Genomic DNA, 8,399 nt, shown 5'->3' on the forward strand with positions numbered 1-8,399 from the left:
GAAGGCGAGCCCGGACACCCGCGCGCTGCTGCAGATGAACCAGCCGGACGGGTTCGATTGTCCCGGCTGCGCCTGGCCCGATCCCAAGCACACCTCCTCGTTCGAATTCTGCGAGAACGGCGCCAAGGCGGTGACCTGGGAGGCGACGAAGAAACGCGTGCCGCCCGAATTCTTCGCGGCCAACACGGTCAGCTCGCTGCTCGCCTGGAGCGACTACCAACTGGAAGACCAGGGCCGCCTGACCCAGCCGATGGTGTACAACGCCGAGAAGGACATCTACGAGGCGATCGAATGGGACGAGGCTTTCGCGCAGATCGGCGTGATCCTGCGCAAGACCTCGCCCGGCGCCGTCGAGTTCTATACCTCGGGACGCGCGTCGAACGAGGCCGCCTTTCTCTACCAGATATTCGCGCGCGAACTCGGCAGCAACAATTTTCCCGATTGTTCCAACATGTGCCACGAGGCGACCAGCGTGGGTCTGCCGATGGCGATCGGCATCGGCAAGGGCACGGTGTCGCTCGACGACTTCGAGCACTGCGAATTGCTCCTTTCGATGGGCCACAATCCGGGCACCAACCACCCGCGCATGATGGGCACGCTGCACGAAATGTCGCGGCGCGGCTGTCCGATCATCGTCTTCAATCCTCTGCGCGAACGCGCGCTGGAGCGGTTCGCCGATCCGCAGGATCCGCTGGAGATGGCGACGTTCGGCGCAACCGAAATCGCATCGACTTATCTGCAACCGAAAGTCGGCGGCGATGCGGCGGCGCTCAAGGGCATCATGAAGGCTTTGCTCGAACTCGATGCGGCGAGCGGCCCGGCGGCCAAGGTGATCGACCGCGAGTTCATCGCCGAACACACTAACGGATTCGATGAGCTCGCGGCCGAACTGAAGGCGCTGTCGTGGCAGGACATCGAGACGGTGTCGGGTCTGCCGGAGCAGTCGCTGCGCAAGGTGGCCGAAGCCTACGCCAAGTCCAACGCGACCATCGTCACCTACGGCATGGGCATCACCCAGCACCATACCGGCACGCAGAACGTGCACCAGGTCGTCAACCTGCTGCTGATGCGCGGCAATTTCGGCAAGCCAGGCGCGGGCGTGTGTCCGTTGCGCGGCCACTCCAACGTGCAGGGCAACCGCACGGTCGGCATCACCGAGAAACCTGCGACCGACATGCTCAAACGCATCGAGCAGACCTTCGGCTTCACGCCGCCGCCCGGCCATGGCCACGACGCGGTCGCCGCGATGCAGGCGATCGGCGACGGCAAATCGACGGCGCTGCTCTGCCTCGGCGGCAACCTTGCCGTTGCGCTATCCGATCCGCAGGCGTGTTTTCCGGCGATGAAGAAACTCGAGCTGTCGGTGCATATCGGCACCAAGCTCAACCGCTCGCATCTGCTGACCGGCAAGCACACCTACCTGCTGCCATGTCTCGGCCGCACCGAGCGCGACATCCAGGAAGGCGGACCGCAGGCGGTGACCGTCGAGGATTCCATGTCCATGGTGCATGCCTCGAAGGGCAAGCTCACGCCGGCCTCTGAATTTCTCAAATCGGAACCCGCGATCGTCGCCGGCATCGCCGCGGCCACGCTGCCGAACAGCAAGGTGAAATGGCTGGATCTGATCGAGGACTACGACCGTATCCGCGATGCGATCGAATCGGTGTTCCCGGATTTCGTCGACTACAACGACCGCATCAAGGTGCCCGGCGGTTTCCGCCTGCCGTTGCCGCCGACCGAACGCATCTGGACGACGCCGTCGGGCAAGGCGGAATTCCTGCGCATGCCCGGCCTGCAGGAAGACGCCGCCTACAGCGACCCGCAGGTACTCAAGCTGACCACGATCCGCAGCCACGATCAGTACAACACGACGATTTACGGTCTCGACGATCGCTATCGCGGCGTGTTCGGTCGCCGCGATGTGGTGTTCATGAACGCGCAGGACCTCGCCGAGCGCGGCATCGAGGAGGGCGATCAGATCGTCGTCGAGACGGTGTTCGGCAAGGGCAACGAGCGCCGGCTCGACAAGGTCATCGCGGTCGCCTACGAAATCGCGCGCGGCTCGGTCGCGAGTTACTACCCCGAAGGCAATTGCCTCGTGCCGCTCGACTACATCGATCCGGTCAGCGGCACGCCTTCGTACAAGTCGATCCCGGTGCGGATCACGCGCGCCGCCGCTTAAGCTGCGGCGCGACGTCTATCGACAGGCGTGGTCAATGCGTGACCGCGCCGAGGATGAGGAACTTGAACACGCTGGCGACGGCGACGGTAACGAGCACGCCGCACACCCACAGCAGCACGAACCAGCCGAGCTTGCGCCACCAGGGCCCCTCGCTGGCTGGCAAAGTCGGCATCAGTGGTAGCCCGGGTCGCCCTCGCGCACCTTGCCGCGGAACACGCGGTACTGCATGTAGCTGTAGAACAGCACGAACGGCAGGATGATCAGTGTGCCGACCAGCGCGAACAACTGGGTCGATGGCGGCGAGGATGCTTCCCAGATGGTCAGCGACGGCGGCACGATATTCGGCCAGATGCTGATCATGAAGCCGGTATAGCCCATGAACAGCAACGCGAGCGCAAGGCGGAACGGCGCGCCCTCGATGCGCATGTCGACCGCGCGCACGATGCCCCAGACGCATGCCAGCACGAGTACGGGCACCGGCAGGAAATAGAGCAGGTTGTGTCCGTCGAACCAGCGTTGCGCGACCGCCGGCTGGCCGATCACGGTCCAGGCACTGACGACGAGGATGCAGCCGAGCATCAAATAAGTGATCGGTTTCATCAGCGCGTACATGCGCTCCTGCAGCATGCCGTCGGTCTTGATGATGAGCCAGCCGCAGCCGAGCACTGCATAGGTCACCATCAAGCCCAGTCCGCAAAACACGCTGAACGGCGACAGCCAGTCGAACGCGCCGCCGACGAACTGGCCGTCGTGGATCTTGATGCCTTGCAGCAGCGAGCCGAGCAACACGCCCTGGAAAAACGTGGCCTGCACCGATCCGAAGATGAAGGCGAGATCCCACAACGGCTGCGTGCGGCTGGACTTGGCGCGCAGCTCGAACGCCGCGCCGCGGAAGATCAGTCCCGCGAGCATCAGCACCACGGGCAGATAGTTGGCCGGCAACAGGGTCGCATAGGCGACCGGAAAGGCACCGAACAAGCCCGCACCGCCAAGCACCATGAAGGTTTCGTTGCCGTCCCAGACCGGGGCCACGGTGTTGAGCATCACCTGGCGATCGCTGCTTTTCTCGAAAAACGCGTAGATCAGTCCAATGCCGAGGTCGAAGCCATCAAGCATGACGTAGAGAAACAGACCCAAGGCGATGATCGCGGCCCACACGATGGGAAGATCGATGGTCATGGCAGCCCTAGTCGATGGACTCGTTGGGATGGAACATCGGGTTGCTTTCCAGCGCCGGATGGTGATGCGGCGTCGAACCATGATGCGGGTCCGCGGACGGTCCCATCTTCATCAGCTTGAGCATGTAGTAGATGCCGGTGCCGAAGACGAGGAAGTAGACCACCACGAAGATCAGCAGCGAAACGCCCACCTGCTGCGCGTCAAGCGGCGACACGGAGTCGACCGTGCGCAGCACGCCATAGACCGTCCATGGCTGGCGCCCGACTTCGGTGGTGATCCAGCCCGCGAGCAACGCGATCAGGCCCGAGGGGCCCATCAGCAACGCCCAGCGCTGGAACCAGCGCGATTCGTACAGCCGGCCGCCACGGCGCAGCAGCAGCGCGACCACCGCCATCAGCAGCATGAGCATGCCGAGTCCGGCCATGATGCGGAAGGTCCAGAACACGAGCGGCGAGTAAGGACGATCTTCCGCAGGAAATTCCTTGAGACCCTTGATCTCGCCATCCCAGCTGTGGGTGAGGATCAGGCTGCCCAGATGCGGAACCCTGATCGCGTATTTCGTCTCTTCGGCCTGCATGTCGGGGAAGCCGATCAGGTTGAGCGAGGTGCCGCCGTGCTCGGTTTCCCACAGGCCTTCGATTGCCGCGATCTTGGCCGGCTGATACTCGCGCGTGTTGAGCCCGTGCGCATCGCCGACGAGGATCTGCAGCGGAGCGAGCAGCAGCAGGATCCACAGCGCCATCGAGAAGCTGCGCTTGATCGCGGCGTCGCGGCGTCCCTTCAGCAGGTGCCAGGCGGCACAGGCCGCGACGAGGAACGCCGAGGAGATGTAGGCCGCGAGCGTCATGTGCACGAGCCGATACGGGAACGAGGGGTTGAAGACGATCTTGAACCAGTCAGCCGGGACGAGCTTGCCGTTCTCGATTGCATAGCCCTGCGGCGTCTGCATGAAGCTGTTGGAGGAGAGTATCCAGAACGTCGAGATCAGCGTGCCGACCGCGACCATCAGCGTCGCGAGGAAGTGCGCGCGCTTGCCGACGCGGCCCCAGCCGAACAGCATCACGCCGAGGAAGCCGGCTTCGAGGAAGAACGCCGTCAGCACTTCGTAGGTCAGCAGCGCGCCGGTGATGGCGCCGGCCTTGTTGGAGAAGCCGGCCCAGTTGGCGCCGAACTCATAGGACATCACCACGCCCGAGACCACGCCCATGCCGAAGCCGATCGCGAAGATCTTTGACCAGAAGAAGAACATCTCGTGGTAGACGTCGTCGCGCGTCTTCAGCCACAGGCCTTCGAGCACGGCAAGGAAGCCTGCCATGCCGATGCTGATTGCCGGGAAGATGATGTGGAACGACACGGTGAACGCGAACTGCAACCGTGCGAGATGGATGGCATCGAGGATGGGCATGGCTTCTCGCTGCGTTGTTGGTGCAATGCCGGAGAACTGCGCCGCAGTCTACACCTCGTATTGTCGTTCCGGCCATCTTGCCGTTGGCGCATATTGACGCAGTTTGAGTGGCTTTTCGTCAGTTAGAATCCACCTTTTCGCCATCCTCTCAATCCCATGTCTGAACTCCTGACTCCCATCTCCTACGGCGAGCTGATCGACAAGATCACCATCCTCGAAATCAAGGCCGTACACATCCGCGATGCGGCCAAGCTCGCGAACGTGCGCACCGAACTGGACCTGCTCAATGCGACCTGGGCTGCGCATCCGGCTTCCGCCACCGACATTTTCGCCGAGCGCGCACAGCTGAAAGCCGTGAATGAGGCGCTGTGGAAGATCGAGGACGATATCCGCCTCAAGGAAAAGGCGCAGGCGTTCGATGCGGAATTCATCGAGCTGGCACGCGCCGTATATTTCCGCAACGACGAGCGCGCGGCAGTGAAGAAGGCGATCAACCTCAAGCTTGGTTCGAAGCTGATCGAGGAAAAGTCGTACCAGGACTACACCGCCAAAGCGTAACGGCGAAAACTACGGCCCTTGGGCGTCGCCGTTCGCTGCGGACAGCTGGGATGCAAAGGCATCGAAGCGCTCGATCACCGCTTCGGTCTCGATCAGTTCCATCACGCCGGGATATTCGATCTTCGTACCCCAGGGCAGCTCGACCGCAGGTTTGCCCTTGTATTTGCGCGCGGCTGCATCGTAGCGGTCGACGCACCAGCGGCGGTCGGAGTAGGGGCCGGAACGATTCGGATTGCTCGCCGCATGCAGGCCGAGCACCTTGGCGCCGACGGCATTGGCCATGTGCATCGGTCCCGAATCGGGCGTCAGCACAAGCTGCGAACGGCGGCACAAGGCGAGAAATTGCTTGAGAGTATCCTTGCCGATCAGGTCGAGCGGCTTGCTGCGGCATTTCGTCGCGATGGCATCGCCGAATTCGCGCTCGAACGCGCCCGGGCCACCACAGAGTACGACGCGCCAACCCTGTGTGGCCGCATGGTCCATCACTGTCGCATAGCGTTCGGGCAGCCAGTTGCGCACGACGTGACTCGAGCAGGGACTGACGAGCAAGGTTTTGGGGCCGCCGGGCAAATGCCGCTCGGCGAATTCCGCCGCCGCATCCGGTATCGGAATGTCCCAGCGCACTTCGGTCTGTTTCAGGCCCAGCGGTTCGAGAAAGCTCGCCATCGCATCGAGCACGTGTTCGCCGCTGCGCGCGGCGATGCGACGATTGACGAACAGGCCGTGCAGGTCTTTCGCGCGCGCCGGGTCGTAGCCGATGCGCAGCGGTGCCCGCACGAAGGCACTGACCAGGTTTGCGCGCAGCGCCACCTGCATGTGCAGCAGCGCATCGAATCGCCGTTGCGCGAGTTGCGCGCGCAGTTCGTGCAAGCCACGCCAGCCCTTGCCCTTGTCGAAGATCAGGAATTCGACGCCGGGCAAATCACCGACCAACTTGTGTTCGAGCTTGCCGATGATCCATGTCAGCTGCGTGTCCGGTGCCTGCGCCTGCAGCGCGCGGATGATCGGCACGACATGGGTGACGTCGCCGAGTGCCGAAGTGCGCAACAGGCACAGCGATTGCGGCGCGTGCGTCATCGAGAAGGGGATATCGGGCATCAGGCTTGCTAGACTTGGGGTACGGTGCTCTACGAGGAAACGAGTCAGGCAATCATGACGGGGGCGGGTGCTAGCGGAGTCGTTCGGCAGGAGACCGCCGACGGCGCGATTCTGTTCGATGCGGACGTGCTGGCGCAAGGCGAACGTTTCGATCCGCGCTGGTTCGATGCCGGGTTCTGGCGAACACAGGATCATGCGACCGAAGCACCTGGCGGGCGCGGCGGCATCGTCTTCGCGCACACGCCGCACGGCGACTGGGCGTTGCGCCACTATCGCCGTGGCGGCCTCGTCGCGCGCATGCTCGGCGATCGCTACCTGTGGAATGGCGCCGAGCGCACGCGCAGCTTCAGCGAATTCCATCTGCTGCACGGCCTTGCTGCGCGCGGTTTCGACGTGTCGCAGCCGATCGCCGCGCGCTATCGGCGCAACGGCACGCACTATCGCGCCGATCTGATCACGCGCTTCATCCCCGATGCGCATACCCTGGCCTGGCAGTCGCAGCACGGCGGCATCGACGCCGCCGTCGCGAGCCGCGTCGGCGCCGCGATCGCGCGCCTGCATGCGGCCGGCGTGTACCATGCCGACTTGAATGCGCACAACGTGCTGATCGATGCGCACAAGGTCTGGCTGATCGATTTCGACCGCGGCGAGTTGCGTGCGCCGCAGAGCGCATGGCAGGCTGCCAACCTGGCGCGTCTGAAGCGTTCGCTGGTCAAGGTTGGCGCGGCGGGCGAGGGCGAGGCGGTTTTCGAGCGCGACGTCTGGCAGCCGCTGGTTGCGGCCTACGAAAGCACACCTGGATCGCACGAGAAGGATGCGAATCGATGAATCTGTCCTTGCGATTCCTCGGCGTCGGCGCGGCGCAGGCAGTGGAGCTCGGCTCGTCCGGCGCCGTGCTTGAACGCGACGGCGAACCGCTGCTGCTGATCGATTGCGGCCCGGAGACGCTGACGACTTACGAGAAGGTGTACGGCGCGCTGCCGCGCGCGGTCTACGTCACGCACACGCATATGGATCATGTCGGTGGTCTCGAGCGGCTGTTCTATCGCGCCTATTTCGATCCCGCGTTGCGCGGCAAGGTGCGGCTGTACACGCACGCCGCGCTGGTCACGCATCTGCAGAGCCGCGTCGCCGACTATCCCGACGTGGTCGCCGAGGGTGGGGCGAATTTCTGGGATGGTTACCAGCTCGTGCCGTGCTCGCGCGGCTTCTGGCACGAGCGACTCTGGTTCGACGTGTTCCCGACCCGGCACCACATGCCGATGACCTCGTTCGCGCTGGCGCTGCGCGGCAGCTTCGTCTGGACTGGCGACACGCGCCCGATTCCCGAGATGCTCGCCGGCTACGCCGCGCACGGCGAAACGGTGGCGCACGATTGCGGCCTGGCCGGCAATCCCTCGCATACGGGCGTGGACGATCTCGAGCGCGAGTATCCGGCTGCATTGCGTCCTCGCTTCGTCCTCTACCACTACGGCAGCGAAGCCGACGGCGCGGCGCTGGCCGCGCGCGGCTACCGCATCGCACGTGGCGGCGAACGGCTTGCATTGGCGTCGCCGAATCCCGATGTTGTGCTTGAAGCATGAATGGGCAACGCACGGTAATGAGCAGGGACATTCCGATCGAACTGGTTTCCGCAGGCAGCGGCGCGACCCCGCGCGATACGCTCGCGCGCCCGCTGCGCGACCTGCGCATTTCGGTGATCGACCGCTGCAATTTCCGTTGCCCGTACTGCATGCCCGAGGACCAGTACGCGCAGGACTACGAATTTCTCAGCAAGGACCAGCGCCTGCGCTTCGAGGAGGTCGAACGCCTGGCGCGTGCGTTCGTCGCCCTCGGCGTGCGCAAGCTGCGCCTGACCGGCGGCGAGCCGCTGCTCCGCCGCAAGATCGAGCGGCTGATCGAGATGCTGCGGAGCTTGAGCGACGACCTCGACATCACGCTCACGACCAATGGCGCCCTTCTCGCCCGCAAGGCGCG

General features: G+C 64.1%; 9 protein-coding genes. 5 read left to right on the forward strand and 4 right to left on the reverse strand.

Going from position 1 to position 8,399, the window contains the following annotated elements; translation table 11 throughout:
* A partial coding sequence (locus VF497_RS09970; protein WP_330888208.1) for an FdhF/YdeP family oxidoreductase occupies window positions 1-2,182 on the forward strand: 2,182 nt, incomplete at its 5' end.
* A 31-nt stretch (window positions 2,183-2,213) separates the two neighbouring features.
* Here the strand turns inward: VF497_RS09970 and VF497_RS09975 are convergent.
* The 3 genes from VF497_RS09975 to VF497_RS09985 are packed head-to-tail and all read right to left on the reverse strand — an operon-like array spanning window position 2,214 to window position 4,766.
* On the reverse strand, window positions 2,214-2,354 hold the full coding sequence (locus VF497_RS09975) for a DUF2474 family protein (protein WP_330888210.1): 141 nt from the start codon (window positions 2,352-2,354) through the stop codon (window positions 2,214-2,216).
* Window positions 2,354-3,361 (reverse strand): cytochrome d ubiquinol oxidase subunit II, encoded by a 1,008-nt coding sequence (gene cydB, locus VF497_RS09980; protein WP_330888212.1) that lies wholly within the window; start codon window positions 3,359-3,361, stop codon window positions 2,354-2,356. The genes VF497_RS09975 and cydB overlap by 1 nt, the downstream gene beginning before the upstream one ends.
* Window positions 3,362-3,368: 7 nt before the next feature.
* Window positions 3,369-4,766: a cytochrome ubiquinol oxidase subunit I gene (locus VF497_RS09985; RefSeq protein ID WP_330888215.1), complete on the reverse strand. Its 1,398-nt coding sequence runs from the start codon at window positions 4,764-4,766 to the stop codon at window positions 3,369-3,371.
* A gap of 156 nt (window positions 4,767-4,922) precedes the next feature.
* Between VF497_RS09985 and VF497_RS09990 the strand changes: the two genes are divergently transcribed.
* A complete protein-coding gene (locus VF497_RS09990; RefSeq protein WP_330888217.1) occupies window positions 4,923-5,324 on the forward strand; it encodes a DUF6165 family protein in 402 nt (133 codons plus the stop codon).
* Between the two features lie 9 nt (window positions 5,325-5,333).
* On the opposite strand, the gene VF497_RS09995 is transcribed toward VF497_RS09990, so the two are convergent.
* Complete coding sequence (locus tag VF497_RS09995) at window positions 5,334-6,422, reverse strand: glycosyltransferase family 9 protein (protein WP_414706877.1); 1,089 nt, start codon at window positions 6,420-6,422, stop codon at window positions 5,334-5,336.
* Window positions 6,423-6,476: 54 nt separating this feature from the next.
* Between VF497_RS09995 and VF497_RS10000 the strand changes: the two genes are divergently transcribed.
* The 3 genes from VF497_RS10000 to VF497_RS10010 form a co-directional block, all read left to right on the forward strand.
* Window positions 6,477-7,250, forward strand: coding sequence for a 3-deoxy-D-manno-octulosonic acid kinase (locus VF497_RS10000; protein ID WP_330888219.1), 774 nt, complete (start codon window positions 6,477-6,479; stop codon window positions 7,248-7,250).
* The gene (locus tag VF497_RS10005) at window positions 7,247-8,005 is read left to right on the forward strand and encodes an MBL fold metallo-hydrolase (RefSeq protein WP_330888220.1); all 759 of its coding nucleotides are present in this window, start codon (window positions 7,247-7,249) and stop codon (window positions 8,003-8,005) included. Before VF497_RS10000 ends, VF497_RS10005 begins: the two co-directional genes overlap by 4 nt.
* 17 nt (window positions 8,006-8,022) lie before the next feature.
* A partial coding sequence (locus VF497_RS10010) for a radical SAM protein (protein WP_330888222.1) occupies window positions 8,023-8,399 on the forward strand: 377 nt, incomplete at its 3' end.

Origin of the sequence: Rudaea sp., from assembly GCF_036383415.1 — a bacterium.
Taxonomy (GTDB): domain Bacteria; phylum Pseudomonadota; class Gammaproteobacteria; order Xanthomonadales; family Rhodanobacteraceae; genus Rudaea.